At 56.8% G+C, this 438-nt stretch carries 1 protein-coding gene; it reads left to right on the top strand.

Annotated features, from left to right (window positions below):
• Positions 1-438, top strand: a 438-nt coding sequence (locus AC1RP1_RS07895) for an HNH endonuclease signature motif containing protein (RefSeq protein ID WP_481762706.1), incomplete at both ends; no start/stop codon positions are given.

Here is a 438-nt window from a genome sequence, read left to right as displayed (position 1 = left end):
CATATGAACCTGACTACCATCATCAGTGACCAAGGCCGCTACGAGCGTGCAGCAACCCTCGATCTCGAAACGGGACTTCGTGCGATTCGCGCCGACATGGGTCTTCGCGAAAAGGAGCTTCGCTCGGAAGTTGCACCGGGGCTGTTCGTGCATACCACGAGCAAGCGCCTGCGCTGCTTTGCTAAGCACGGAACGACGTGCAGCGCGTGTGGTGCCGAAGCCTCATACTTCGCGATCGAGCGCACGTATTCGAAGAAAGGCGGCGACGGTCCGTTCCATATGAATATGTGGGGTACCGTCAATGGCAAAGACGTGATATTTACGCACGATCATACGATTAGCCGCCATAACGGTGGGGCGGACGCGCTTCACAACATGACCACGATGTGTGGGCCCTGCAATTGGGAAAAGGGTCGTCGCGAGTACCAACCTCAAGGA

This window comes from Dellaglioa sp. CoH-56-MRSF-13 (assembly GCF_056782095.1).
Note: the sequence above shows the minus strand (reverse complement) of the source record. Positions and strands in the feature narration are given on the sequence as shown.